At 60.5% G+C, this 25,926-nt stretch carries 25 protein-coding genes; 15 read left to right on the top strand and 10 right to left on the bottom strand.

What is annotated here, in order from left to right; all coding sequences use genetic code 11:
- Nucleotides 1-10: 10 nt before the first annotated feature.
- From ACN0SY_RS02110 to ACN0SY_RS02095, 4 genes are read left to right on the top strand one after another with little or no spacing between them, the layout of a single operon-like run.
- The gene (locus ACN0SY_RS02110) at nucleotides 11-133 is read left to right on the top strand and encodes a hypothetical protein (RefSeq protein WP_417684105.1); all 123 of its coding nucleotides are present in this window, start codon (nucleotides 11-13) and stop codon (nucleotides 131-133) included.
- Nucleotides 130-2,601: a beta-mannosidase gene (locus ACN0SY_RS02105; RefSeq protein WP_417684104.1), complete on the top strand. Its 2,472-nt coding sequence runs from the start codon at nucleotides 130-132 to the stop codon at nucleotides 2,599-2,601. The genes ACN0SY_RS02110 and ACN0SY_RS02105 overlap by 4 nt, the downstream gene beginning before the upstream one ends.
- A gap of 45 nt (nucleotides 2,602-2,646) precedes the next feature.
- Entirely contained in the window at nucleotides 2,647-3,393 is a 747-nt protein-coding gene (locus ACN0SY_RS02100; protein WP_417684103.1) for a sugar phosphate isomerase/epimerase family protein, read from the top strand.
- Between the two features lie 12 nt (nucleotides 3,394-3,405).
- Complete coding sequence (locus ACN0SY_RS02095) at nucleotides 3,406-4,539, top strand: Gfo/Idh/MocA family protein (protein WP_417684102.1); 1,134 nt, start codon at nucleotides 3,406-3,408, stop codon at nucleotides 4,537-4,539.
- Between the two features lie 73 nt (nucleotides 4,540-4,612).
- On the opposite strand, the gene ACN0SY_RS02090 is transcribed toward ACN0SY_RS02095, so the two are convergent.
- Nucleotides 4,613-4,912: a PilZ domain-containing protein gene (locus ACN0SY_RS02090; protein WP_417684101.1), complete on the bottom strand. Its 300-nt coding sequence runs from the start codon at nucleotides 4,910-4,912 to the stop codon at nucleotides 4,613-4,615.
- A gap of 315 nt (nucleotides 4,913-5,227) precedes the next feature.
- Between ACN0SY_RS02090 and ACN0SY_RS02085 the strand changes: the two genes are divergently transcribed.
- The 5 genes from ACN0SY_RS02085 to ACN0SY_RS02065 all read left to right on the top strand — a co-directional run bounded on the left by ACN0SY_RS02085 (nucleotide 5,228) and on the right by ACN0SY_RS02065 (nucleotide 10,390).
- Nucleotides 5,228-5,809 (top strand): NnrU family protein, encoded by a 582-nt coding sequence (locus ACN0SY_RS02085; RefSeq protein ID WP_417684100.1) that lies wholly within the window; start codon nucleotides 5,228-5,230, stop codon nucleotides 5,807-5,809.
- A 201-nt stretch (nucleotides 5,810-6,010) separates the two neighbouring features.
- The gene (locus ACN0SY_RS02080) at nucleotides 6,011-6,685 is read left to right on the top strand and encodes a tetratricopeptide repeat protein (protein WP_417684099.1); all 675 of its coding nucleotides are present in this window, start codon (nucleotides 6,011-6,013) and stop codon (nucleotides 6,683-6,685) included.
- A gap of 5 nt (nucleotides 6,686-6,690) precedes the next feature.
- Complete coding sequence (locus ACN0SY_RS02075; RefSeq protein WP_417685847.1) at nucleotides 6,691-8,034, top strand: PQQ-binding-like beta-propeller repeat protein; 1,344 nt, start codon at nucleotides 6,691-6,693, stop codon at nucleotides 8,032-8,034.
- Between the two features lie 41 nt (nucleotides 8,035-8,075).
- Entirely contained in the window at nucleotides 8,076-9,524 is a 1,449-nt protein-coding gene (gene der, locus ACN0SY_RS02070) for a ribosome biogenesis GTPase Der (RefSeq protein ID WP_417684098.1), read from the top strand.
- Nucleotides 9,525-9,598: 74 nt separating this feature from the next.
- Nucleotides 9,599-10,390, top strand: coding sequence for an inositol monophosphatase family protein (locus ACN0SY_RS02065; protein WP_417684097.1), 792 nt, complete (start codon nucleotides 9,599-9,601; stop codon nucleotides 10,388-10,390).
- An 88-nt stretch (nucleotides 10,391-10,478) separates the two neighbouring features.
- Here the strand turns inward: ACN0SY_RS02065 and ACN0SY_RS02060 are convergent, their stop codons facing one another.
- The 9 genes from ACN0SY_RS02060 to rpsF all read right to left on the bottom strand — a co-directional run bounded on the left by ACN0SY_RS02060 (nucleotide 10,479) and on the right by rpsF (nucleotide 19,436).
- Nucleotides 10,479-11,210 carry an SDR family NAD(P)-dependent oxidoreductase gene (locus ACN0SY_RS02060; RefSeq protein WP_417684096.1) on the bottom strand — a complete coding sequence of 244 codons (732 nt, stop codon included), beginning with the start codon at nucleotides 11,208-11,210 and terminating at the stop codon, nucleotides 10,479-10,481.
- A gap of 9 nt (nucleotides 11,211-11,219) precedes the next feature.
- Entirely contained in the window at nucleotides 11,220-12,692 is a 1,473-nt protein-coding gene (gene purF, locus ACN0SY_RS02055) for an amidophosphoribosyltransferase (protein ID WP_417684095.1), read from the bottom strand.
- Between the two features lie 67 nt (nucleotides 12,693-12,759).
- The gene (locus tag ACN0SY_RS02050; RefSeq protein ID WP_417684094.1) at nucleotides 12,760-13,374 is read right to left on the bottom strand and encodes a CvpA family protein; all 615 of its coding nucleotides are present in this window, start codon (nucleotides 13,372-13,374) and stop codon (nucleotides 12,760-12,762) included.
- Nucleotides 13,375-13,452: 78 nt separating this feature from the next.
- On the bottom strand, nucleotides 13,453-14,850 hold the full coding sequence (radA, locus tag ACN0SY_RS02045) for a DNA repair protein RadA (protein ID WP_417684093.1): 1,398 nt from the start codon (nucleotides 14,848-14,850) through the stop codon (nucleotides 13,453-13,455).
- A gap of 14 nt (nucleotides 14,851-14,864) precedes the next feature.
- Complete coding sequence (gene alr / locus ACN0SY_RS02040) at nucleotides 14,865-16,016, bottom strand: alanine racemase (protein WP_417684092.1); 1,152 nt, start codon at nucleotides 16,014-16,016, stop codon at nucleotides 14,865-14,867.
- Nucleotides 16,017-16,179: 163 nt separating this feature from the next.
- The gene (locus ACN0SY_RS02035) at nucleotides 16,180-17,664 is read right to left on the bottom strand and encodes a replicative DNA helicase (RefSeq protein ID WP_417684091.1); all 1,485 of its coding nucleotides are present in this window, start codon (nucleotides 17,662-17,664) and stop codon (nucleotides 16,180-16,182) included.
- A gap of 351 nt (nucleotides 17,665-18,015) precedes the next feature.
- Entirely contained in the window at nucleotides 18,016-18,603 is a 588-nt protein-coding gene (rplI, locus tag ACN0SY_RS02030; protein ID WP_417684090.1) for a 50S ribosomal protein L9, read from the bottom strand.
- A gap of 134 nt (nucleotides 18,604-18,737) precedes the next feature.
- Nucleotides 18,738-18,986: a 30S ribosomal protein S18 gene (gene rpsR / locus ACN0SY_RS02025; RefSeq protein ID WP_145340733.1), complete on the bottom strand. Its 249-nt coding sequence runs from the start codon at nucleotides 18,984-18,986 to the stop codon at nucleotides 18,738-18,740.
- Between the two features lie 6 nt (nucleotides 18,987-18,992).
- A complete protein-coding gene (gene rpsF / locus ACN0SY_RS02020) occupies nucleotides 18,993-19,436 on the bottom strand; it encodes a 30S ribosomal protein S6 (RefSeq protein WP_417684089.1) in 444 nt (147 codons plus the stop codon).
- 662 nt (nucleotides 19,437-20,098) lie between these two features.
- On the opposite strand from rpsF, the gene fabD reads away from it, so the two are divergent.
- From fabD to ACN0SY_RS01990, 6 genes are all read left to right on the top strand, one after another.
- Nucleotides 20,099-21,043: an ACP S-malonyltransferase gene (gene fabD, locus ACN0SY_RS02015; protein WP_417684088.1), complete on the top strand. Its 945-nt coding sequence runs from the start codon at nucleotides 20,099-20,101 to the stop codon at nucleotides 21,041-21,043.
- 81 nt (nucleotides 21,044-21,124) lie between these two features.
- Entirely contained in the window at nucleotides 21,125-21,862 is a 738-nt protein-coding gene (gene fabG / locus ACN0SY_RS02010) for a 3-oxoacyl-[acyl-carrier-protein] reductase (protein WP_417684087.1), read from the top strand.
- A gap of 297 nt (nucleotides 21,863-22,159) precedes the next feature.
- Nucleotides 22,160-22,396 (top strand): acyl carrier protein, encoded by a 237-nt coding sequence (locus ACN0SY_RS02005; protein WP_417667997.1) that lies wholly within the window; start codon nucleotides 22,160-22,162, stop codon nucleotides 22,394-22,396.
- Nucleotides 22,397-22,469: 73 nt separating this feature from the next.
- On the top strand, nucleotides 22,470-23,735 hold the full coding sequence (gene fabF, locus ACN0SY_RS02000; protein ID WP_417684086.1) for a beta-ketoacyl-ACP synthase II: 1,266 nt from the start codon (nucleotides 22,470-22,472) through the stop codon (nucleotides 23,733-23,735).
- 150 nt (nucleotides 23,736-23,885) lie between these two features.
- The gene (mltG, locus tag ACN0SY_RS01995) at nucleotides 23,886-25,016 is read left to right on the top strand and encodes an endolytic transglycosylase MltG (protein ID WP_417684085.1); all 1,131 of its coding nucleotides are present in this window, start codon (nucleotides 23,886-23,888) and stop codon (nucleotides 25,014-25,016) included.
- 12 nt (nucleotides 25,017-25,028) lie between these two features.
- Nucleotides 25,029-25,922, top strand: coding sequence for a YicC/YloC family endoribonuclease (locus ACN0SY_RS01990; RefSeq protein ID WP_417684084.1), 894 nt, complete (start codon nucleotides 25,029-25,031; stop codon nucleotides 25,920-25,922).
- Nucleotides 25,923-25,926 lie beyond the last annotated feature (4 nt).

The following is a 25,926-nucleotide window of genomic DNA, read 5'->3' as shown; positions in this document are numbered from 1 at the left end:
GACAACAAGAATGGCAGAGCGTCTCACCCAGTTTCACGTTCAAGGCCTTGCTGTGATGGCAGCCGGCATTGTGCCTGCACATGGGGTACTGGTGGCGGCCGAGACCGACGAGCGGAACAGATCCCGATCATGACCATCAATCCGCTCCATATCGACATGCCGCAGCCGGTCGGCCTGCACGGACAATGGCAACTGTCCGACGAGACCGGTGAACATGTGGTCTTGATGAACCTGCCCGGCGATGTGATCAGCGCGCTGGAAGCTGCAGGTGTGATCGGCGATCCCTATCAGGGGCGGGCCGAGTATGACTTGCGCTGGATTGCCGAGCGGGACTGGATTCTGTCCCGGGACTTCTCCGTGCCCGATCCGTCGCTCTGTGCCAACGGCTGGTCACTCGAGGTCGATGGTCTCGACACGGTCGCCGAGATCCGTGTCAACGGTCACAGTGTGCTGTCTGCCGCCAATGCTTTCAGGTCTTTCCGTGCTGATGTGAGCGGTGCTCTGCGGGCAGGGAGCAACCGCATCGAGATCCGGTTCAGCTCAAATATCGCTGAAGCCAAAAACCTGCAGGACGCGCAGCCGTTCTATGTTCCCTACCATGCGGGTAACTGCCCCATTCGCAACGGCAATATGCTGCGCAAGAGCCAGTGCCATTTCGGCTGGGACTGGAACATCGCGCTCGCTCCGTTCGGGCTCTACGGCGATATCGCCATTGCTCCCAATGCCGACTATCGGATCGCCAGCCTGTCGACAGCCCAGAGTCACTCCGACGGCAATGTCGAGCTCGTGCTGCGGCTGACTGCCGCGGCAATCGAGGCAGGCGAAACGGATCTCTCTATTTCCGTGGCGGGCGCTCGGCTTCAGGAACGGATCTGGCTGTCTGCTGGCGAAAACACGTTCGAGCGGCGTTTGATGGTCAATGCGCCGGACCTCTGGTGGCCCGCAGGGCACGGACGGCAAACGCTTCATGAATTGTCTGTCAGCGTCGGATCTGCGTGCCAGACGCGCAGGATCGGCTTCCGGGATCTGCGCTTGATCACCGATGCGGATGAGGTCGGACATCGGTTCTGTCTGTCGGTCAATGGCCGCGAGATCTTCTGCCGCGGAGCCAACTGGATCCCGGCAGATGCATTGCCTGGCCGTATCACGCGGGAAAAGACCGAACATCTTTTGGCGTCGGCGCTTGCGGCAAATATGAACATGATCCGCGTTTGGGGTGGCGGGCAGTACGAGTCGGAGTGGTTCTACGACTATTGCGACGAGCACGGGCTGCTGGTGTGGCAGGACTTTATGTTCGCCTGCAATCTATATCCGGCCACGCCCGAGTTTCTCGCGAACGTCGAGCAGGAGGTGCGCGAGCAGTCGGTCCGCCTTTCCTCGCATCCCTCGGTCGCTCTTTTCTGCGGCGACAACGAACTGATCGGTGCGCTGACCTGGTTCAAGGAATCGGTCGAGAACCGGGATCGATATCTCGTTGCCTATGATCGCCTCAACCGTACCATCGAGAATGCCCTGAAGTCCGTTCTGCCTGAAGCGGTCTGGTGGCCATCAAGTCCGTCGCCGGGACCGATGTCGTTCGGCGATGCCTGGCATGACGATACCTCTGGCGACATGCATTTCTGGTCGGTCTGGCACGAGGGCAGGGACTTCGCCCACTACCGGGACGTCTCGCCGCGGTTCTGCTCCGAATTCGGGTTCCAGTCGTTTCCATCCATGTCGGTGATCCGGACCTTTGCCTCTGATGACGACATGAACATCGCCTCGCCGGTGATGGAGTCGCATCAGAAAAACGCCGGTGGCAATGCTCGGATTGCCGAAACCATGTTCCGCTATTTCCGCTTTCCGTCCGACTTCGGGAATTTCGTCTATCTCTCGCAAGTCCAGCAGGGATTGGCGATCCGCACGGCCGTTGAGTATTGGCGTTCCCTCAAACCCCATTGCATGGGCGCTCTATACTGGCAGTTGAACGACACCTGGCCGGTCGCATCATGGTCCAGTCTTGATTATGGCGGCGGCTGGAAGGCCTTGCATTACATGGCTCGCCGTTTCTTTTCGCCCGTCCAGGTCTTCGCTTTGCCAAGTGAGGACGGTGGATTGCGGTTGTCAGCGGTCAACGATGGCGCCGATCCTGTCGAGGTAACCTACCAGGTTGAACGCTGGAGCTTCGAGGGGAGCCACGAGATCTTCTGCGAGGGTCGTGCCAGCGTCCCTGCTGACCGTGCCATTGATCTTCCGGTGGAGACTGCCGCTTACCCGGACGCCACCGGACTGACTGTCTACAGGTGGCAGAGCTCATGCGGTCTGTCGGGTTGGGATCACGTCATGCCGGCCGCCTACAAGGGCCTGGACCTGCACAAACCGGACATCACCACGACTGTTGAAGAGGTTGATGGGCGATCTGTCGTGACGCTCGCAACCGACAGGCCAGCCTTGTTCGTGACCCTGGAAACCGACCTTCCGGTGCGGTTCTCAGACAATGTTCTCACTTTGCTGCCTGGGAGGCCCGTGTCCCTCGATCTCGAAGACATGGGGAAACGACCACCGGGGGAGATCCTCCGAAGCCTTACGATACGCAACCTTTATTCCAGTTCCCGGGCCTGACGGCGCGAAAGGGATCTGGTCAACATCAAACAGGAGCTTTTTGAAATGACTGCTTTTTCCTTCCAGCTCTACAGCGCACGCGAGTTTCCGCCGCTTGATGGCACCTTGAAGATGCTCTCCGAGGCCGGCTATGCCCAGGTTGAGGGATATGGCGGCGTTTATCAGGACCTCGATGCGACGAAGGCTGCGCTGAATGCGGCCGGTCTTTCCATGCCGTCCGGCCACTTCTCTCTGCAAATGCTCGAAGAGGATCAGGACCAGGTAGTCCGGATCGCAGAGGCTTTGGGCATCAAGACGATCTACTGCCCGCATATCGTGGTCGAGGAACGCCCCACAGACGCTGCGGGCTGGATCGCCTTCGCCAAGCGTCTCGAGGCCTTGCATGAACGCTATTCGGCGCTGGGCTATGAATTCGGCTGGCACAACCACGCTTTCGAGTTCGAGGCTCTTCCGGACGGCTCCATTCCGATGAAGCTCATTCTGGACAATGCTCCGAGCATCAGCTGGGAAGCAGACATTGCCTGGATCGTGCGCGGGGGAGCCGATCCGATCGCATGGATCAAGGAGTACGGCAGCCGGATCACGGCAGCCCACGTCAAGGATATCGCCAGTGACGGCGAATGCGCCGACGAGGATGGCTGGGCGGATGTCGGCCACGGTACGATGGACTGGAACGGCATCATGGATGCTCTCAAGTCCACACCGGCCCGTCTTTTCGTCATGGAACACGACAAGCCCAACGATGCGACCAGATTTGCGAAACGGTCGATCGCTTCGGCCAAGAACTATTAAGGTTGGAAGATCATGAGTGACACACTTGGTGTCGGCATCATCGGATGCGGCAACATCTCGACTACCTATTTCAAGTTCATTCCGCTCTTCAAGGGGATGGAAATCCGGGGCTGCGCAGACCTGAACCGCGGTGCTGCGGAGGCCCGTGGTCAGGAATTCGGCGTGCGGGCGATGACCGTTCACGACCTGTTGAAGGCCGATGACATCGATATCATCGTCAATCTGACGATACCGGATGCCCATTGGCCGGTCTCCAAGGAAATCCTTTCTGCCGGCAAGCACGTCTATTCGGAAAAGCCGCTGGTGCTGACGCTGGAAGACGGCCGTGCAATGCAGAAGCTCGCGGCCGAGAAGGGGCTCAAGGCCGGGTCAGCTCCGGATACCTTCCTGGGCGGCGCTCATCAAAGGGCCCGCAAGGCCATCGACGATGGCCGTGTCGGCAAGATCACCGCCGGAACCTGTCATGTGATGAGCCATGGCATGGAGCACTGGCATCCGAACCCGGACTTCTTCTTTCTGCCTGGGGGCGGTCCGATCCTCGACCTTGGACCTTATTACATCGCCAACCTGGTGAATCTGGTGGGGCCCGTGAAACGGGTCGCAGCACTCACCTCCATGGCGACGCCGACGCGCAAGATCTCGAGCCAGCCTCGTGCCGGCGAGGAGGTCCCGGTCAAGACGCCGACGAACATCCATGCGTTGTTGGAGTTCGAGAACGGTGCGACGATCACCCTGTCGGCAAGCTGGGACGTCTGGGCTCATCGCCACAAGAACATGGAGCTTTATGGAACTGAGGGTTCGCTTTACGTGCCGGATCCGAACTTCTTCGGCGGTGATGTCATCCTGACCGACCGGACGGGAACGGCAGAGACTCTGGCCGATGACGGGCATCCTTTCGGCATTCCGAACCAGGATCACGCCCAGGGCAAGATGGCGAACTACCGGGCTGCGGGGCTGGCCGATATGGCTCAGGCGATCACGGAAGGTCGTGACTACCGCTGCTCCCTCGACCGGGCATTGCACGCCGTCGATGTCATGACGTCAATCCTGAAGTCCGGTGAGACCGGAAACTTCATCGACATCTCGACACCTTGCGAACGGCCGGCTGCGCTTGGCCGGGACGAAGCAGCGGCAATGCTGCGCTGAGTGCCACAAAAAAAACGGCAGCGGAGACCGCTGCCGTTTTTCGTTCGAGATGGCAAGATCGTAGCGCGGAGCGTCAGGAGGCCCGCCGAATGGTGCTTTCTGCCGGTCCGGTAAATCGAACGCCCATCTTGTCCTCGCTGCGCCAGACCACTTCCACAGGGCGGCGGGTCGACTCGTTGTCGATGTAGAGGAGGAAGGAGCCCGGTACGCCGAGCGTTGACGGCAGCGTCAGCAGTGCTCCGGTCTCGTTGGTGTTGCGGATGGTGCAGTTGAACACCTGTGACAGACCGCCAAAAACGATCCGGCCTGCTTTCAGGGTCCGTTTCCGATTGTTGTTTCGTCGTTCCTCGGTCATGGCCAGAACTTCCGACATTCCATTCATCCTGAGATTTGCAATTGTTACAAATACTAGCCTTCAATTCTGAATAAAGTATTGCGCAAAGCCTGTAGTGCGTAGAAGAGGTAAAAACATATTTTTTTAAAATGTTATATTTGATGATTAATGAAGTATGAACATAATATTTCAACTTTGCTTGGTTGGGGTAGCTGAATAGATCGATCCGCTTCACGGTTGCGGCGAAAGCGGAGAAGCGGGCATGGCGCTGCGAAACGTTGGCGTGGCAGGCGGCTTGACCTTCCCCTCATGTTTGCGGACTGTCGTCTCGAAAGCAGCTTGGGGAGGATCTGAATGAATACGCTGGTACTTGGCCTGATCATCTTTCTCGGCATTCATGTGCTGCCCATGTTCACGCTTGCCCGGAAGCGGCTGATCGGATTGCTCGGGTCAGCCTTGTACCGTGTTGCCTTCTCGTTGATCTCCGCGATCGGACTCTACTTCATCGTTGTTGGCTACGGAGAAGCCCGCCTCGAAGATCTGCCGGTTCTCTACGATCCGCCCGAATGGACCCGTCACGTGGTCATGCTGTTCATGATCCCGGTCTTCATTCTGTTGATCGCGGCCTATATTCAAGGTCGCATCAAGCGCACCTTCAGGCATCCTATGCTTGTGGCGGTGAAACTATGGGCTTTTTCGCATTTGCTGGTGCGCGGAGACCTTGCGTCGGTGGTTCTGTTCGGCAGTTTTCTGGCCTGGGCCGTCATCGACCGGATCTCGCTGAAGCGTCGACCCGCAGAAAGCGGTGCGGTCGCGATGCATCTGGACGAAAGCCGGCCATACCTGGAGGTCCTCGTCATTTTGGCCGGATTGGTGTTGTACGGTCTCTTCGTTTGGAAGGGACACGAGCTTGTCATTGGCTATCCCTTGACGTAATCACATCTGATCGGGCGCGGGCGACCGGCATTTATGTTGCGAATGCCTCACTTGCGCCATCAAACCGTTGAAAAGAGAGCCTAACCGGCGTTTGCCTCTCAGGGGGCGAGGGGATAATGTGGCGCGCCTTTCGTTTCCACCCGCAACGGTGGGTGCCGGAGCGGATGCGAGTAAGCCAATCAATGCAGGAACAAGACACGCATGTCCGATATTTTTCGTGAAGTCGATGAAGACATCCGCCAGGAGAAGTACCGTCGGCTTTGGGATCGCTTCGGCCCTTGGCTCATCGCCGTGGCGGTACTGATCGTTGTCGGCACCGGCGGATATCGCGGTTGGCTTCATTGGCAGGAAACCAAGTCGCAGGCAGCTGGCGATACCTTCTTTGATGCCGTGCGGCTGTCAGAGGCAGGGGACAGTGCGGCGGCAGAGGCGCGCTTTGCGGAATTGGCGGATGCGACCGGCGGATATCCGGCAATCGCTCACCTGCGAAAGGCCGCCGATCTGGTTCGTGACGAGCGCACGACCGAGGCCCTTGCCGCTTTCGACGACATCTCCCGAGACAGCAGTGTCGATGCTGGCCTGCGCGACATTGCCAGCCTGCGCGCCGCCTATATTGCGGTTGATACCGAGGATTACGCCGCAGTTGCCGACCGGGCAGAAGGTCTGACTGGCGAAAATGCACCCTTCCGCAGCGCAGCTCGTGAGATCCTCGCAGTAGCCGCCTGGAAGGCGGGCGATATCGAAACTGCCAGGACATGGATCGCCGCGCTCAACGATGACCCGGCGACGCCGACAGACGTTGCTCAGCGTGTCTCGATCCTGACGCAGGTCATCGACGGAACAACCGGTACCGCCAAGACGGAGAACGGCCAGTGACATTCATGAACCTGAAGTCAGGCCTGCGCTCGTTCTGCAGCGTCGCGGTCCTTTCCCTCGCGCTGGGCGGTTGCGGTAGCGTCTCGGAGTTCTCCGAAAGCCTTAATCCGTTCTCGAAGGAAAAGATCCTTCCCGGCGAGCGTCAGCCCGTGTTCGAAGGTGCCGACCCTGCTGCAGTCGCTGCTGCGCGTGCCGCCTCCATCGGCAACGCAACCGGCGGGCAAGACTGGCCCACAGCCGGTGGCGGCCTTACCAACGACCCGGGCAATGTCGCCGTCAGTATTTCCGGCAATCGCGCCTGGAGGGCCCAGATCGGGTCGGCCGGCGGCAGCCTGACTTCCGACGCACTGCGTGCCTCCGCACGTCCGGTCAGCGCAGGTGGCCGTGTCTATGTCTACAAGCCCAACGGCGAAGTCGTTGCGCTGACGACAGGCGGCGCTCGTGTGTGGACGCGTTCGCTGCGGCCCGAAGGTGAAAAGGACGTTGCGCCGGGTGGTGGCGTTGCCGTTTCCGGCAACGTTGTCTACGCCGCTACAGGCTATCGTTCGCTTTCGGCACTCGATGCGGGTTCCGGGCAGCTCCTTTGGACCGCCGAACTGGCGACGCCGGCCCGCGGTGCACCTGTTGCAGGCAATGGCCTCGTGGTCGTGGTCAGCCAGTCAAACGAGGTCTACGCCCTCAACCAGTCCGATGGGACCGAGGCCTGGAACTACGTCGGCATCGAGGAAACGGCTGGCGTGCTGTCCTCGGCAAGCCCAGCGATTTCCGGCAACAGGGTCATCGTTCCGTTCTCGTCCGGTGAAATCATGGCCCTCGACATGAAGACCGGCGAACCGGCCTGGATCGACGGCGTGGCGCGCGGTTTCCGCACACTTGCAGTGTCTGGCCTGTCCGATGTATCGGCCAGCCCGATCGTTTCCGGCGATACCGTCTACACCACGGGTGTGGCAGGCCGTACGATCGCGTCATCCCTGAAGACGGGAACGCGTCAGTGGGAACAGGATCTCGGTTCCGTTCACACTCCGGTCGTCTCCGGCAGCGCGTTGTTCATGGTCGATCTTGATGACCGGATGGTCGCGCTGGACCGCAAGAGCGGCGAAACGCTCTGGTCGACAGCCCTGCCGCGTCCGGAAAAAAAGAAGCAAAGACGCAATTGGGCAGGCCCGGTGCTTGCTAATGGAGCCCTAGTGGCTGTATCCAGCGACGGACGCATGGCAATGGTCGATGCCGCATCGGGCAAGATCATGGCCACTTATGACGTGAAGACCAAGGTCTACGTGACCCCGATCATCGCCGGTGGGCGCATGATCGTGTTGGACGGCGATGACGCCGTCGCCGCATTCAACTGACCCGGACGCCGGGTCAGCGCGGCTTATCAGGAGTAAATGAAGTGGGCGCAAAAGTCGCCATTATCGGACGGCCGAATGTCGGCAAGTCCACCTTGTTCAATCGACTGGTCGGCAAGCGGCTGGCGCTGGTTGACGACACTCCGGGCGTGACCCGCGATCGTCGTCCCGGCGACGCGCGTCTTGGCGACCTGCGGTTCACCATCATCGATACGGCGGGCCTCGAGGAAGCCGACAATGCGACCCTCGAGGGTCGCATGCGGCGTCAGACAGAGGAAGCCATCAGCGAGGCGGACGCGGTCCTGTTTGTCATTGACGCGCGCGCGGGCGTGACGCCTCTCGACGCGCATTTCGCAGATGTGGCGCGCAAGACCACCCGGCCGGTGATCCTTCTGGCGAACAAGGCCGAGGGACGGGCAGGGGCGGACGGCCTTTACGAGAGCTATTCGCTTGGCCTTGGCGAGCCGATTGCCATTTCCGCGGAGCATGGCGAAGGCCTAGCCGATCTCTATGACGCCCTGAAGCCCCATGTGGACCGGGTCGAGGAAGAGGAGGAGGCCCGGGCTGCCGACGACGCGCAGGCCGCTGAAGTGGCCCGCACCGATTTCGACGTCGATGAAGACGGCGAGATGATCGAGGAGGACGAACCGGTTGGAACCGTCGAGCGTCCTCTGCGGGTTGCGATCGTCGGGCGCCCGAATGCCGGCAAGTCGACGCTGATCAACACGATGCTCGGCGAAGACCGCATGCTCACCGGCCCGGAAGCCGGCATCACGCGCGATTCCATTTCCGTCGACTGGACCTGGCGCGACCGCCATATCAAGCTGTTCGACACTGCAGGCATTCGCCGCAAGGCGCGCGTTCAGGAGAAGCTCGAGAAGCTTTCCGTCGCTGATGCGTTGCGCGCGATCAAGTTCGCCGAAGTCGTTGTCGTGACCCTCGATGCCACGATCTCATTCGAAAAGCAGGACCTGCAGATCATCGATCTGGTGGCGCGCGAAGGACGTGCGCTGGTCATCGCGATCAACAAGTGGGACCTGGTCGAGGATCGCGAGGAAGCCTGGAAGAAGATCCGCGATGCGAACGATCGCTACTTCAACCAGATCCGCGGCGTTCAGATCGTGACGCTTTCCGGCATCCAGGGCCAGGGCATCGATCGCCTGATCGAGAGCGTCTTCACCGCCTACGACGCCTGGAACGCTCGCGTATCGACGTCAAGGCTCAACCGCTGGCTCGAGAAGGTCCTGGCCAACCATCCGCCCCCCGCGGTAGCCGGACGCCGCGTTCGACTGCGCTACATGACGCAGGCCAAGACACGCCCGCCGCACTTTGTTGCCTTTGCCTCCCGGCCAGAGCAGTTGCCGGAAAGCTATACCCGCTATCTTGTCAATAATTTGCGGGCAACTTTTGATATTCAGGGTACGCCAATCCGGTTCTCCTACCGCAAGGGCGACAATCCCTACGCAGTGAAAAAGAAGCGAAAGATTCAATAATCTTCGCTCCCTAGCATTTTGATAGCGGGATGCCCGTCCGGGCATCCCGGCCTTTCTTGTATTGGAGGTTTTCGATGACGCCTGACCGGCTAGATTTCGCCGTTGCCCTTTCCCGCAAGGCTGGAAAACTGGGCATGGACTACTTCCGGCGCCTCGATGAACTCACCGTCTCCAAGAAAGGGCATCAGGATCTCGTCTCCGAGGCGGACCGGGACGTCGAGACCCTTGTCCGCGATGAGATTGCGGCAACGTTTCCCAGTGACGGCATTGTTGGCGAAGAGCATGGCCGTGTCGAAGGAACCTCCGGGTTCACCTGGGTCATCGACCCGATCGACGGGACCGCGAATTTCGTTTCCGGTATTCCCCAGTGGTGCGTCATCCTCGCTTGCGTCCATGAGAGCGAGACCGTCCTTGGCGTCATTCACGACCCGAATGCCGACGAAACGTTCCGCGCCGGCAAGGGAAGGGGTGCTTTCGTCAACGACCGCCCGATCAAGGTCAGTGACAGCACCAGCCTGTCAGAGGGTTCTCTTGGCGTCGGCTTCAATGGCCGGACGGCAACTTCTGACGCGGTCAATTGCATCGAGGCGCTGGTCGCAAGGGGCGGCGTCTTCTTCCGGAATGCTTCCGGTGGATTGATGCTGGCTTATGCCGCGTCCGGCCGTCTGCTCGGCTATGTCGAGGCGCACATGAATGCCTGGGATTGTCTGGCGGGCATGCTGATTGCCGCGGAAGCCGGCGGACGGGTCGCAGCCTATGACGCAGTCGCAGCACTCGACAACGGTGCAAGAGTGATTGTCAGTGGTCCGGATATATTCGACGAGATTCTTGAGATCACGGAACGCTCATTTTCACCGCTGAGCTGACCGACCTGGATCAGGTTCAGTATGAAGGCATTAAAAAAGCGCGGACCTTGCGGTTCGCGCTTTTTTGCTGAGCCTGTTACGCTGACCGTCACAGAGCGATGAAGCTCCCTGAGCTCCGGTCATAAAGCTTGCCGGTTTCCGTCACATCGGCGCCGAGCAGCTTGATCAGGTCCAGCGCGACATCCTTCGGCTGCGGCAGCTTTGCCGGATCTTCTCCAGGCATCGCCTTTGCGCGCAGACCCGTGCGCACTGGCCCCGGATCGAAGAGATTGACCCGCAGTGGCGTTTTCTCGGTTTCATGGGCATAGGTGCGCGCCAGTGCCTCGACAGCGGCCTTCGAGATCGACTGCAGACCCCAGAACGGTGTCGCTTCACGAGAATGATGTGACGTCATGAAGACCGCGCGACCTGCGTCCGACTGGCGCAGCAAGGGATCCAGCGATCGGATCAGGCGCCAGTTGGCAGTCACGTTGACGGACATGACCTTTTCGAAGTCCTTCGGGCTGATATGTCCGAGTGGCGAAAGGACGCCGAGTTGCCCGGCATTGCCGACCAGAATATCGAGCTTCTTCCAGCGCTCGTAGATGGCAGCGCCAAGACGGTCGAGGGCATCGAAATCGGTCAGGTCGAGCGGCACCAGGGTCGCTGCCTCTCCGCCGGACGAGCGGATTTCATCATCCAGTTCTTCCAAAGCGCCAACGGTCTTTGCGATGGCGATGACATGGGCACCACGCCGGCCGAGTTCCTTGGCAAGCTGATAGCCGATACCGCGCGATGCGCCGGTCACGACCGCGACGCGATCCTTGAATTCCTGAGACATCGGAGACCCTTAGCTCGCTTCGACAAGGCGCGGAGGACGCACGAAGTCGCGATCTTCCGACAGGTCCGTCAACGGTGTCGGATAGTCGCCGGTGAAGCAGTGGTCGGTAAACTGCGGGTTCTCGTTGTCCCGGCCCTCATAGCCCATCGCCCGGTAAATTCCGTCAACGGACAGGAAAGCGAGGCTATCTGCGCCGATGTAATTGCGCATCTCTTCGAGGTTGTAGCGTGCGGCCAGCAGCTTTTCGCGCTCCGGCGTGTCGATACCGTAGTAGTCGGAGTAGCGGATCGGGGGGGAGGCGAGACGGAAGTGGACTTCCGCAGCACCGGCTTCGCGGATCATCTGCACGATCTTGACCGACGTCGTGCCACGCACGAGGCTGTCGTCGATCAGTACGACGCGCTTGCCCTTGATGATCGGCCTGTTGGCCGAATGCTTCATCTTCACGCCCTGGTTCCGGATCTGCTGGGTCGGTTCGATGAAGGTCCGGCCGACGTAGTGGTTCCGGATGATGCCCAGTTCGAACGGGATCCCGCTTTCCTGGCTGAAGCCGATGGCCGCCGGAACGCCGCTGTCCGGCACCGGAACGATGACATCGCAGTCGACGCTGGACTCACGGGCGAGCTGACGGCCCATCTCGCGGCGTACGTCATAGACGCTGCGGCCGCCGACGATGGAGTCGGGACGCGAGAAATAGATGTATTCGAAGATGCAGGGACGTGCCGGCTTCTTGCCGAACGGGAAATAGCTCTCGATGCCGCTCGGGCTGCAGACGATCACTTCGCCGTTTTCGACCTCACGGATGAAGGTCGCACCGATGATGTCGAGGGCACAGGTTTCGGAGGCCAGGATCGGGGCGCCATTGAGATCGCCCAGAACCAGCGGCCGGATGCCGAAGGGATCGCGGGCGCCGATCAGCTTTTTCGCAGTCAGGGCCACCAGCGCATAAGCGCCTTCCATCTTGGTAATGGCATCGATGAAACGGTCGACGATCTTGCGCTCGCGGGAGCGGGCTACGAGCTGCAGGACCACTTCGGAATCCGAAGTCGACTGGCAGATCGCACCGTCGCGGATGAGTTCCTGGCGCAGCGAGAGGGCGTTTGTGAAGTTGCCGTTGTGGCAGATCGCGATCCCGCCGCCTTCCAGCTCTGCAAAGAGCGGCTGGACGTTGCGCAGGATGGTTTCGCCGGTGGTCGAGTAGCGCACATGGCCGACAGCACTCATGCCCGTCAGGCGGGCCATGGTGGCCGCCTCGGAGAAATGGTCGCCGACGAGGCCCAGATGGCGCTCGGCGCGGAACTGGTCATTGTCGTAGGTGACGATGCCGGCTGCTTCCTGTCCGCGGTGCTGCAGGGCATGAAGGCCGAGCGCGGTCAGGGCGCTTGCGTCTTCATGACCGAGTATGCCGAAAACGCCACACTCTTCGCGGAGCCTGTCCGCATACGGGTCAAAAGGCTCGTTGAGTTCGGTCTCGCCCTGCATGGCGAAGCTCCTTGTATTGCCGACTTGTTGTCTGCCCGCCGGAAGTATCGCCGGCAGGACTGTATATTTAGTTGCCGCCGGTGGTGAGTTGCTCAAGACCCTGGCGCTCGGAGGCGCTGTATCCGGCTTCTTCACTCTCACCTTCGGCGCCAGCGGGCGAGCTGTTTTCGCTCTGGCGCAGCTTGTCCATGATCGCTCGTTCCGGATCTTCCGGGAGCACTGCCACGAGACGTTCACCGACCGAAATCAGGATCGGTCGGGATTTGGCTTGCAGGACCCAGTTCGGCTGCTGTTGCGGCTGGACAAACCAGTTGAAGAACATCATGGCCACGACGACGAGCAGCAAGCCACGCACTGCGCCGAAAACGAACCCGAGCGTGCGGTCAAGTGCGCCAATGCGGCTGTCCAGGATGAAGTCCGAAATTCGCATGGTGATATAGGAGACAACCAGCAGCGTGACAATGAAGACCGCTGCGGCCGATGCGCCCATGGCGACCAGCTCATGCGAGATATACTGCTGGGCGTAGGGGAGGACGTGCTTGTAGAGCAGGAAGGCTGCGATGGCAGCCGCGACCCAGGAGGCAATCGACAGGACCTCGCGGACAAAGCCGCGGATCATCGCCAAAACCGCCGAGATGAGCATGATGACGAGAAGTATTCCGTCGAGCAGCGTGATCGGCATGTTCCTGTTCGATCCCTCGTGCGAGCCGTTCGGGTGTCTGGTCCCCGCGGCGTTGTCCGGTTCCTGAAACGTCGTCAATCAGGCTGAAGTGCCTGAAGCGCCGCCCCGAGCCGATATTTTGGCAATCAGTTCCCCGAGTTCCTCAAGGCCTGTCGCCGCGAATTCAGATTTGCTTCCGTCCTTCAGGTTGCCCTTGGGGCAGAATGCCTTGTCGAAGCCCAGCTTCCTGGCTTCCTTGAGCCTCGATTGCGCCTGGGCGACCGGTCGGATCGCTCCGGAGAGGCTGACCTCGCCGAAATAGACGCAATTGGGCGGAAGGGCAAGCCCGCTGAGCGATGAGACGAGCGCTGCAGCCACCGCCAGATCGGCCCCCGGTTCGTTGATCTTCAGACCACCGGCCACGTTCAGGTAGACATCGTGCTGGGAAAAGCGGACGCCGCAACGGGCCTCAAGCACCGCCAGGATCATGGACAGGCGTGCGCTGTCCCAGCCGATGACGGCGCGGCGCGGTGTTCCAAGCGGCGAGGGCGCAACGAGTGCCTGAACCTCGATCAGCAGCGGGCGAGAACCCTCAAGACCTGCAAAAACGGCCGCCCCTGGAGAATTGGTCGACCTTTCGCCCAGAAACAGAGCGGATGGGTTGGCGACTTCAGAGAGCCCCGAGCCGGTCATTTCGAACACGCCGATTTCGTCGGTCGCGCCAAAGCGGTTCTTCACCGATCTCAGGATGCGGTACTGGTGAGCGCCGTCACCTTCGAAATAGAGAACGGCATCGACCATGTGTTCGACGACGCGGGGGCCCGCGATCTGGCCATCCTTGGTGACGTGGCCGACAAGCACAAGCGTGGTGCCGTGTTTCTTGGCGTAGCGCACCATGGCCTGTGCCGAGGCGCGGACCTGGGTGACTGTGCCAGGAGGCGAGTCGGCCGTGTCGGTCCACAGCGTCTGGATGGAATCGAGGATCAGGAGGGCCGGTGGCTCGCTCGCCTGCAGGGTCGCGAGAATATCCTCGACGCTGGTTTCAGCGGCCAGCGCGACGGGAGCATCGGCAAGGCCGAGGCGTTCCGCTCGAAGGCGTACCTGGCCGACGGCTTCCTCGCCCGAAATATAGACTGCCTTGTGGCCAAGGCGCGCGAAGGCGGCAGCCGCCTGGATCAGAAGCGTCGACTTGCCGATACCCGGGTCGCCGCCAACCAGAAGCGCCGAGCCACGCACGAAGCCGCCGCCGGTGACCCGGTCGAGTTCGGCGATACGGCTCTGGATACGAGGGGCTTCCTTGGTGTCACCCTGCAGGCCAACAAGGGGAACGACCCGCCCCTTTGGCGCCTTGGTCTTCGCCGGTCCGCCTCCGATACCGCCGCCGGTCTGTTCCTCAACGATGGTATTCCATTCGCCGCAGCTCTCGCACCGTCCCGTCCACTTGCCGGAAATGGCGCCACAGGACTGGCAAACGAAGCTGCTGGAACGGCGCGCCATGCGTTGGTGTCTCCTCAAGCCGTCGAGGCGGCCGGCAAGGACTGATAGCGGCGCAGGTAACGCCGGCCAAGGCCCGTGAGATATTCGTAGTCGATGGTCTCGGCATAAGCGGCAAGGTCCGAAGCCGCAACGTTGGGGCCAAGCATTTCCACAAGGCAGCCGCGCCGGACAAGGCCTTCCGGTATATCGGTCGCATCAAGTGCGATCATGTCCATGGAGACTCGGCCCACCAGCGGCAGGCGATGACCGGCCAGCCATCCGAATGCGCCGGGACGAGCGTCCGTACTGCCGCCACGCCGCAAAAGCCCATCCGCATAGCCGGCAGCAACGACGGCAATCCGCATGTCGCGCTTTGCAGTTTCAGCGGCGCCGTAACCGATGGTTTCGCCCTTTGGCACATCGCGGACCAGCAGCACGCGGGCAGCCACCATAGCCACCGCCTTCATAGGGTTGGCGACAGTGTCGATTGCCTTGCCGCCATAGAGCGAGATACCCGGTCGGGCGAGGTCGAAATGATAGTCGGGCCCGAGGAAAACGCCTGCGGAGTTGGCCATTGAACGGGGAATGTCTGCGTATGCGGCAGTTGTTTCACTGAACAGCGCAAGCTGGTGCCGGTTCATGGGGCTTTCGGGCGTGGAGCCACAAGCCAGATGCGTCATCAAAAGTGAGATCTCGAATGAGGCTGTCTTGCCGGTGTCCGACATCAGGGCCACGAATTCGTCCGGGCGCATGCCGAGACGGTTCATTCCGGTATCGATGTGGATCGCGGCGGGCAAGCGCGTCCCGATGCCCCCGCAGAAACCAGACCATTCCTCGGCTTCTGGCAGCGAGCCCAGCACGGGCACCAGCCGGTTGTCGGCATAGATTTCAGCCGCGCCGGGAAAAAGGCCGTCGAGAATGAAGATTCGCACATCGGGAAAAGCGGTGCGCAGCTCCATACCCTCTGAGGGCAGAGCAACGAAGAATGTCCGGCAACCTTCATCCCGGAGCCGCGCCGCGGTTCCGGTCAGGCCGGTGCCATAGGCGTCGGCCTTGATCGTGGCAGCGCATTCGGTGCCGGGCTTGAGCTGAGACTTCAGGAAAGCCCAGTTGGACGCGATTGCATCCCGGTCGATGGTCAGCCGGCCGCCATAAAGGTCTTCAGAAATATGTGCAGCGTCCTGCAATGTCGCGGTTCCGCAGTGGTCGGTCGAATCGATGCCCGAGGCGATGTGTTCCGAAAGAATAGCCTCTCAGGTTACGGCCTTGCTATGCCCACAATTCAGCGGGCATGAGCCATGACCCGTCGTCGCCGGGCTTTTGAAAATCCAGATCGCCGAAGACTGAGGCCTATTCGTGGCGCTCGGGCAGGTATTCGTCCTGCGCGAGATCGGAGAACCGGGTGTACTGGCCCTCGAAGTGCAGGTTGACCGTGCCGGTCGGACCGTGACGCTGCTTGGCGATGATGACTTCCGCCTTGCCCTTGGCGCGTTCCAGCTTGTCCTTCCACACCTCGTGCTCCGGAGTGCCTTCCTCCGGCTCGGTCTTCCCGATGTAATATTCGTCGCGATAAACGAAGAGGATAACGTCGGCGTCCTGCTCGATCGAGCCCGATTCACGAAGGTCGGACATCATCGGGCGCTTGTCGTCGCGCGATTCCACCTGACGGGAGAGCTGGGACAGAGCGATGATCGGAACATGCAGCTCCTTCGCCAACGCCTTGAGGCCCGTGGTGATCTCGGTGATTTCCTGCACGCGGTTGCCGGAGTTCTTGGCCGATCCGCTGAGCAGCTGGATATAGTCGACCACCAGGAGGTCGAGGCCACGCTGGCGTTTCAGGCGGCGTGCCTTGGCGACCAGCGAGGCGATGGAAATGCCGCCGGTCTGGTCAACATGGAGCGGAACGGTCTGCATGGTCTGGGCGCATGCTGCCAGTTTCTCGAACTCGGCTTCCGAGATGTCGCCGCGGCGGATCTTGGAGGAAGAGATCTCGGCCTGCTCGGAAATGATACGGGTGGCCAGCTGTTCAGCCGACATTTCGAGCGAGAAGAAGCCGACCACGCCGCCGTTGACGGTCTTGATGGTTCCGTCCGGCTGCTCCTCGGCCTGATAGGCCTGGGCGATGTTGTAGGCGATGTTGGTCGCGAGCGAGGTCTTGCCCATCGCCGGTCGGCCGGCAAGAACGATCAGATCCGAGTGCTGCAAGCCGCCCATCAGGCTGTCGAGATCGCGCAGTCCCGTGGAGATACCCGAGAGCGCTCCTTCGCGGTTGAAGGCCGAATGCGCCATCTCGATTGTCTGCGTCAGGGCGTCACCGAACGTGACGAACCCGCCTTCGCGCTTGCCGGTTTCGGCAAGTTCGAACAGGCGACGTTCCGCGTCATCGATCTGCTGGGTCGGCGGCACGTCGATCGGCGCATCGAAAGCGATGTTGACCATGTCTTCGCCAATGCGGATCAGGTTCCGGCGCAGGGCAAGGTCGTAGATGGTCCGGCCATAATCTTCGGCATTGATGATTGAGGCGGCATCGGCAGCAAGGCGCAGCAGAAACTGAGTCGCGCTCAGGTCCGCGATTTTCGTGTCGGCCGGATAAAACGTCTTCAGGGTAATCGGAGAGGCTGTCTTGCCCGCCCGGATCAGCTGGCCGACCTTCTCATAAATGTCCTGATGCGGAGGGACAAAGAAGTGATGCGGCTCCAGAAAGTCGGAAACACGGTAGAAGGTCTCGTTGTTGACAAGAATGGCGCCGAGAAGCTGACGTTCTGCCTCTGCGTTGTGTGGTGCAAGGCGCTGTGTGGCTTCTTCTGCTTCCACCGACTGCAATTTGCCCTTCATGATGTCCCCCGATGACCCGACTGGGTTCCGATTAAACGGAAGTCTTCGATCGCTTCAAGGAATCAAAAACCTTGACTCCGATTCCCTCAGCCTGTGGGAAATCATCGGGGAAATCTTGGGCAGGAACTTGACGGCCGGGTATTTTGGCGACTCGGCACGCCGGTCACAGGAGACGTTGAAAACCTTGGGAAAATTGCAGTCCCCGGCAAAATTGCGGAGATGCCGTTTCATGAGTGGAAGAGGTAATGATCGATAAAACTGTCAAGGTTAATATTTACAGGCACGGCAAATAAAAACGGCGCCCGATGGGCGCCGTTTTCAAAGGCATTGGAATGGGACGGTAAAGCCGGATCAGGCTTCTTCGTCGGCCTCAGCTTCGTCAGAAGCTTCAGCTTCGGCTTCTTCGCCTTCCAGCTCTTCGTCTTCTTCGAATTCGAAGATGTCCTGTTCCGGAGCGGTGAGGTCTTCACCGGCTGCCTGACGAACTGCTTCGTCTTCAGAACGCGCAACGTTGATCACCACGGTGACTTCGACTTCCGGGTGCAGGGCGATCAGGACGTTGTGAAGGCCGATGGTCTTGATCGGCGTGTTCAGTTCGACCTGGCTGCGAGCCACGGTGAAGCCGGCAGCGGTGAGGCCGTCAGCGATGTCGCGCTTGGAAACGGAACCGTAGAGCTGGCCGGTTTCACCAGCGGAACGGATCATGACCTGGGTTTCGCCATCGAGCTTGGAAGCAACAGCTTCGGCTTCGGACTTGCGCTCCAGGTTGCGTGCTTCGAGCTGCGAGCGCTGCTCTTCGAACTTGGCGAGGTTCGCCTTGTTCGCACGAAGAGCCTTGCCCTGCGGCAGAAGGAAGTTACGGGCATAGCCGTCACGGACGCGGACGGTGTCGCCCATCTGACCGAGCTTGGCGATGCGCTCGAGAAGGATAACTTGCATTGGAATAACTCCTGCGGTCTGTCCCGCGGCTGATCTTTTCGTCAGTCCAGCGGTTAGAGGCCGAGCACTTGAAGTCCGGTCGGCCCCAATCCGGGAAAGCCCGGAACGTGTTCCGGGCTTTTGATCAGATCAGCTTAGCTGATCACGAAAGGCAGAAGGCCGAGCAGGCGAGCGCGCTTGATGGCGCGGGCCAGTTCACGCTGCTTCTTTGCAGAAACTGCGGTGATGCGGCTCGGAACGATCTTGCCGCGCTCGGAGATGTAGCGCTGCAGCAGACGGATGTCCTTGTAGTCGATCTTCGGAGCGTTTGCGCCGGAGAACGGGCAGGTCTTCCGGCGACGGAAGAACGGACGACGGCTCGGAAGCTGTGCAATATCAACCATGATCTCTTACTCCGCTTCTGCACGACGCGGAGCGCGCTCGCCCCGATCACCACCACGGCCACCGCGGTCACCGCCGCGCTCGCCACCGCCGAAACGATCGCCACGGCCACCACGACGGTCGTCGCGGTCGCGCTTCTGCATCATTGCAGACGGCTCTTCGTCCAGTTCCTCGACCTTGAAGGTCATGAAGCGCAGGATGTCTTCGCTCAGACCCATCTGGCGTTCCATCTCGGCAACCGCTGCATGCGGAGCAGTGATGTTCATCAGGGTGTAGTGAGCCTTGCGGTTCTTCTTGATGCGGTATGCGAGAGAACGCAGACCCCAGTTTTCGATCTTGCCGACGGTACCGCCGCCAGCTTCGATCAGACCCTTGTACTGTTCGACGAGGGCTTCGACCTGCTGGGCCGAAACGTCCTGGCGAGCCAGGAACACGTGCTCGTAAAGAGGCATGGAAAAGCCTTTCCTTGGTTTCAATTCGGACACTGGCGCGAAGCCTCCTCGTGACCTCCGGAAAGGAACGAGAATTCTAAAACGAGAGCGGAGACACGGGAAGACGGGTATTTTTGAGGCACCCTGACGTTTGCACGCCCTTCCGTTCAGCCCCCGGCCAAGTGCCCGGTTGCGTCGCGGGGTATACGCGAATTTCGCGCAAATGCAAGTGCCGGGACGCAGCGAAAACGCTCAAAATGCGATTTGGCGATCCTGGCTCGTTGCAGCGTCAACCGGCGTTTGCGGACCAGTATAGGTCAGATGCAATCGAAAAACATGAAATCTGATGCCTTGCCTGCAAAGCGGAGCGGTTGTTTGGCGGCCGGAGTGTCCCCATCGCCGTAAATGTGGGCCGAATGGCTTGCGTCGGTTTCCGGTGCCGGCCTGCACGCAGCCTGTGAGAGCTGATCACGGACCTAGCGTAATCCTCACAGTTTCCCGTAAAAAGCCCGGTCTGGACAGGGGCAGGTCTTGACAGGGGGCGGCCGTCCGTACCATAGCCTCGCGCCTGAGATGGAACGGCGACCGGCTTGCGCGCAATGGTGAGCCTTGCCGAGTACTAGAGGGCACTATCCCCTCGAAACAAATAACAATACAGTCCGGCGACGGAGGCGCGTCCCATAATGAGCATCGCATTCACATTCCCCGGTCAGGGCAGCCAGGCTGTCGGCATGGGTAAGGTTCTCGCCGATACCTACGCAGAAGCGCGCGCGGTCTTTGAAGAAGTGGATGCCGCCCTCGGCCAGAAGCTCTCCGATGTCATGTGGAACGGTCCCGATACGGATCTGACGCTTACCGCCAATGCCCAGCCTGCACTGATGGCGGTCAGCCTCGCAACGATGCGGGTTCTGGAAGCCAGGGGGCTCGATCTGGCAGCTTCCGTTTCCTTTGTGGCCGGACATTCGCTTGGCGAGTATTCCGCACTTGCTGCTGCGGGATCGCTTGATATCGGCACGGCTGCGCGTCTGCTTCGCGTTCGCGGCGATGCCATGCAGAATGCCGTTCCGGTCGGGCAGGGCGCGATGGCTGCATTGCTCGGTCTCGATTTCGATGCAGCGCGCGAAGTTGCCGAGGAAGCCGCACAGGGCGAGATCTGCCAGGCGGCCAATGACAATGCGCCCGGGCAGGTCGTGGTTTCCGGCCATGTCGGTGCAGTCGAACGTGCCATCGAGATCGCCAAGGCCAAGGGCGCGCGCCGTGCGGTCCTTCTGCCTGTCAGCGCACCATTCCATTGCGCTCTCATGTCGCCGGCTGCGGACGCAATGGCCGAAGCTCTCGCGGAAGCAGAAATCCGATCGCCGAAAGTGCCGCTGGTCGCAAACGTTCTTGCGCGTCCGATCACTGATGCCGCTGAAATCCGCAACCGCCTGGTCGAACAGGTGACCGGGACCGTTCGCTGGCGGGAATCCGTTACCTGGCTGACTGAAAACGGCGTTGACACTTTCGTCGAAGTTGGTACCGGCAAGGTCCTGACCGGAATGGTCAAGCGCATTGCCAAGGACGCCTCCGGCATCGCGGTGAACGCGCCGGAAGATATCGATGCCCTGATCGAGAAGCTCAACGGCTGATTTGTGACAGGCATCCGGTCAATGAGTTTGGCGGATCCGAACGCCAGACCCGATGGCCAGAGCCAAAGGAAGGAAATGATCATGTTCAACCTTGAGGGCAAGGCTGCTCTTGTGACCGGTGCGACCGGCGGGATCGGCGCATCAATCGCGCGCGCTCTTCACGCTCAAGGGGCATCTGTCGCCCTGTCTGGAACGCGCAAGGAGAAGCTCGAGGAGCTTGCAGCCGAACTCGGTGAGCGCGCGTTCGTGACCCCTGCGAACCTGTCGGATCGCGCGGCGGTCGATGCGCTGCTTCCGGCCGCCGAGGAAGTGCTTGGCAAGGTCGACATCCTGATCAACAACGCCGGTATCACCCGCGACAACATCTTCATGCGCATGAAGGATGATGAGTGGGACCAGGTTTTGGAAGTGAACCTGACCTCTGGTTTCCGCCTCTGCCGGGCTGCGATCAAGGGCATGATGAAGCGCCGTGCCGGCCGCATCATCGGCATCACCTCGGTTGTCGGTGTCACCGGCAATCCGGGTCAGACCAACTACGCAGCGGCAAAGGCCGGCATGATCGGCATGTACAAGTCGCTTGCGCGCGAAGTTGCCAGCCGGAACATCACCGTCAACACCATCGCGCCTGGCTTCATCGAGACTGCCATGACGGACGAGCTGAACGACAAGCAGAAGGAATCAATTCTGCAGAGTGTTCCGGCAGGTCGTCTGGGCACTGCAGATGAAATTGCGGCGGCTTCCATTTATCTCGCCAGCGACGAGGCGGCCTATGTCACCGGGCAGACGCTTCACGTCAATGGCGGCATGGCCATGATTTAAAAAGAAAAATCGAAATCCTGGCGAAGAGAATCCTGGCCGCGTCCGCGCGGCTCGGACCGGCTGGTCAAGGGGTGCAAAGTATGTTACCTACCCGCCGATTGTTCCAAGGGGTTGGGAGTGCGGCTTCGCGCCGACCTGTCACGCCCGGAAGTGTTCGAAGCGCGGAAATTCCAAGGGTCCTTCAGGACGCGATGGCAGATTTGCGTGACTTGTGAGAATTGCAATTCCGGAGCCCGGCCTTAAGGCTGGCGGATCCGGAGGCGCATAGTAAGACTTGTAAACTCAAGGAAGTAGAAAATGAGCGATATCGCGGATCGTGTTAAGAAGATCGTTGTCGAGCACCTCGGCGTGGACGCGGAAAAGGTTGTGGAAGGCGCAAGCTTTATCGACGATCTGGGCGCAGACAGCCTCGACACCGTTGAACTCGTCATGGCTTTCGAAGAAGAATTCGGTGTAGAAATTCCGGATGATGCAGCTGAAACCATCCTGACGGTTGGTGACGCTGTGAAGTTCCTGGAAAAGAACGCTGGCTAATCGCCGGTCTTCTTGACGATACAAACGGGCAGGCGGCCTTGCGCCGTCCTGCCCGCAAGAAATGCGCGGGTTCATGAGGCGAGTAGTCGTAACCGGATTGGGCATGGTGTCTCCGCTGGGCGGAAACGTCGATGCCTCTTGGAAAAATATCCTCGACGGAAAGAGCGGGGCCAGCAAGGTCACGAATTTCGAGGTTAGCGATTTGGCGTGCCAGATCGCAGCTCAGATCCCGCGTGATGCTTCTGAAGAAGGGGCGTTCAATCCTGATGACTGGATGGACGTCAAGGAGCAGCGCAAGGTCGACGATTTCATCGTCTATGCGGTTGCGGCCGCGGATCAGGCGATGGCCGACTCCGGCTGGAAGCCCGAAAAATACGAAGATCAGATCCGCTCAGGCGTTCTGATTGGTTCCGGCATCGGTGGCCTTCAGGGTATCGAGCAGGGCGCCTACATCCTTAAGGAAAAGGGGCCTCGCCGTGTCAGTCCGTTCTTCATTCCCGGACGCCTGATCAACCTTGCCGGTGGCTATGTCTCTATCCGCCACGGTCTCAAGGGCCCGAACCATGCGGTCGTAACCGCCTGTTCGACGGGCGCGCACGCCATTGGTGATGCATCACGCCTGATTGCCTTCGGCGATGCCGACGTAATGGTTGCTGGCGGAACCGAATCCCCTGTTTGCCGTCTGGCGCTCGCCGGCTTCGCAGCCTGCCGCGCGCTCTCGACAGGTTTCAACGACGATCCGACCCGTGCATCCCGTCCTTATGACAAGGACCGTGACGGCTTCCTGATGGGCGAGGGCGCTGGCGTCGTCGTTCTCGAGGAATACGAACACGCCAAGGCGCGCGGTGCGAAGATTTACGCTGAGATCGTCGGCTACGGCATGTCCGGTGATGCCTACCACATCACTGCACCGTCCTCCGACGGCGACGGCGCCTATCGCTGCATGGACGCTGCGCTCAAGCGTGCGGGTATTGCTGCCGCAGATGTCGACTACGTCAATGCGCACGGCACCTCGACGCCGCTTGGTGATGAAATCGAGCTTGGCGCGATCACGCGTCTGGCCGGTGAGGCGGCAAGCCGCCTGACCATGTCGTCGACGAAATCATCCACCGGGCACCTCCTCGGTGCCGCCGGAGCCATTGAGGCGATTTTCTCGGTGCTTGCGATCCGCGACAGCGTCGCGCCGCCGACAATCAACCTCGACAACCCGTCCGTCGAGACGGAGATCGACCTAGTTCCGCACAAGCCCAAGTCGATGAATATCGATGTCGCTCTTTCGAACTCCTTCGGGTTCGGCGGCACGAATGCGTCACTGGTCTTCAGGAAAGTCGCCGATTAACGGCTCTTTCAAATGACGTTTCGCCGTCACGGTCTGGCCGTGGCGGCGATCTTTATCCGGCAGCGCCTTACTTGTGCCAAGAGGTTCGGTAGAGCTGCGCCGAGGTTGATACCGGGTCCACCATCCGGTGCCGTTTGAAGGAAGGTCTAGATGCGCATCAAGCCCAAAAGCCCGCGCGAAGCGATCCAGCCCGAGCCTGCACCCGGTCCTCCGCCCCGCTCGCGCCACGTGCGCAATCCGATTGTCATCCTCATCAACATGGTGATTTCGCTGGCTGTCTTTGCCCTGATCGGCGCAGGCGCAGCCCTTTACTTCGGCAAGTCGGCTTTCGAAGAAGCCGGACCGTTGAAGGAAGACAGCACGGTCATCATTTCCTCCGGTTCCGGCTTGTCCGGCATCACTGCTCGCCTCAAGGCGCAGAACGTGATCGAGGACACGCTGATCGACGAACTCCTCTTCAATGCCGGTGTGCGTTTCTACAAGAATGCCACCAAGTTGAAGGCTGGTGAATATGCCTTCAAGGCGGGCGTCAGCATGAAGGAGGTCATGACGGACCTCGTTGAGGGCAACGCCGTCACGCATGCTGTCACCGTTCCGGAGGGGTGGACGACTGCGCAGATCATTCGGCGTATTCAGGAAAACCCGGTCCTTGTCGGAGACATTACCGATATTCCGCCGGAAGGCGCACTGCTGCCTGAAACCTATGCCTTCACACGTGGCACGACCCGTCAGCAGATCGTCGAGCAGATGAAAGCCGCACAGTCCAAGTTGCTGGCCGACATCTGGGCGCGCCGGAGCGAAGGTCTGCCGGTCGAAACGCCGGAAGAGCTGGTCATACTGGCGTCCATCGTGGAGAAGGAAACGGCGAAGGCAGATGAACGGCCGCGCGTTGCCGGTGTCTTCGTCAATCGCCTGAACCGGAGCATGCGCCTGCAGTCGGATCCCACGATCCTCTATGGTCTGCATGGCGGTGAAGCCTGGCTGGAGGACCGCTCGGCAATCAAGCAGTCCGAGTTGAGGAAAGAAAACGCCTACAACACCTACCAGATCGACGGATTGCCGCCCGGACCGATCGGCAATCCGGGCCGTGCTGCCATGGAAGCGGTCGCCAATCCCTCCCGCACGAAGGATCTCTATTTCGTTGCCGATGGGACCGGTGGTCATGTCTTCGCCGAAACCTACGAGCAACATCAGGCGAATGTTCGCAAGTGGCGCAAGATCGAGCGTGAACGGCGCGCCGCCGAGCGCGACACCGCGACGGACGCTTCCGAGTCCAACTGATTGGAGAACATCATGGCTCTTGCCAGCATGACCGGGTTCGCCCGTGTCCAGGGTGAAGCAGGCGTGGTCCGCTGGACCTGGGAACTGCGTTCCGTAAATGGCAAAAACCTCGACGTTCGCATTCGCATTCCCACAGGTCTGGAAGAGCTGGAGCAGAAGATCCGCGAGCGGTGTGCAAGGCACTTGAAGCGCGGCAACGTTACCGTCGGCCTGTCCATGAAGCGGGACGAAGGCGAAGCACGGCTGACGGTCAACGAGACGGCACTGGAGTCTGTTCTGTCCGCGATCGATCTCCTGCGTCAGCGCCTGCCGGACGTGCCGCCGCCTACCCTCGACGGCATCCTTGCCCAGAAGGGGGTCTTCGAGCTCAAGGATCAGGAAGACGACGAGGCAACCCGGGCAGTCATGCTCGAGCAGCTCCTTGTCACCCTTGACCGTGCTCTTGATGAACTTGTTTCCATGCGCCGCGGCGAGGGAACGGCAATCGGAAGGCTCGTGTCCGGTCAGGTCGATACGGTCGCCGACCTGACACGCCGCGCCGAGGCCCTGCCGTCGCGCCAGCTTGATGCCATCAAGGCGCGCCTTGCAGCGCAGGTCGCCGAATTGCTGGATGCTGCCGGCGGCGCGCTGGATCCGCAGCGCCTTCATCAGGAAGCGGCAATTCTGGCGACGAAGGCCGACATTCGCGAGGAAATCGACCGGCTTCACGCGCATGTGGACGCCGTGCGCGAATTGCTCGGTGTCGGTGGAGCAATCGGCCGGCGGCTGGATTTCCTGGCCCAGGAATTCAACCGCGAAACAAACACCCTGTGCTCCAAGTCGAATGATGTGGAGCTGACTGCCATCGGTCTCGATCTCAAGTCCGTGATCGACCAGATGCGCGAGCAGATCCAGAACCTGGAGTGACCAG

This window comes from Roseibium sp. (assembly GCF_048261595.1).
Classification (GTDB): domain Bacteria; phylum Pseudomonadota; class Alphaproteobacteria; order Rhizobiales; family Stappiaceae; genus Roseibium.
The sequence above is the reverse complement of the archived record's forward strand: the minus strand, read 5'-3'. Positions and strand labels throughout refer to the sequence as shown.